Source organism: Mesorhizobium sp. M7A.F.Ca.MR.176.00.0.0, assembly GCF_004023165.1.
In the GTDB taxonomy this organism is placed as follows: domain Bacteria; phylum Pseudomonadota; class Alphaproteobacteria; order Rhizobiales; family Rhizobiaceae; genus Mesorhizobium.
Window position 1 is genome coordinate 1 of sequence record NZ_RZTC01000311.1, and the last position, 612, is coordinate 612.

The 612-nt window shown below is 71.4% G+C and carries 1 pseudogene; it reads left to right on the forward strand.

The features are described from left to right. Positions 1-612, forward strand: a pseudogene (locus EOB59_RS37270) (hypothetical protein); the annotation flags it as partial.

Consider the following 612-nt stretch of genomic DNA (forward strand, 5'->3'; position numbering starts at 1 on the left):
GATCGGCCTCGTCGTACAGTCGGTCGGCGGCGGCGGTGGTGGCGGCGGCGACGCCTTCGGCCTGTTCGGCGGCGGTGGCACCGGCGGCGCAGGCAATGATGGCGCCAATGCAACCGGTACCAACACCGGCAACATCACCACCAATGGCCGGGGTGCTATTGGCATGCTGGTCGAATCGATCGGTGGCGGCGGCGGCGATGGCGGCGGCGCAGCCGGCATCGTGTCGATCGGCGGCACAGCCGGCGGCGGCGGCAAAGGCGGGACTGTCATCGCCAATGTCGGCGGCACGATAACAACTGGCGCTGACGGCAGCGGCGACGCCGCGCATGGCGTTCTGGCTCGGTCGGTCGGTGGTGGTGGCGGCAATGGCGGCTTTGCCCTGTCGGTCGCCCCGGCAGTCGCTGTCGCGATCGGCGGCGGCGGCGGAACCGGCGGCAATGCCGGAGCCGTCAACGTCAACCAGGCCGCGACCGGTCCGACGGTCGACACCAACGGTCGTTCGGCCATCGGCATCCTCGCACAGTCTGTGGGTGGCGGCGGCGGCAATGGCGGTGGCGCCTTTGCGCTTGGCGGCATCGTGTCTGTTTCGGTCGGCGGCAGCGGCAGCGCGGC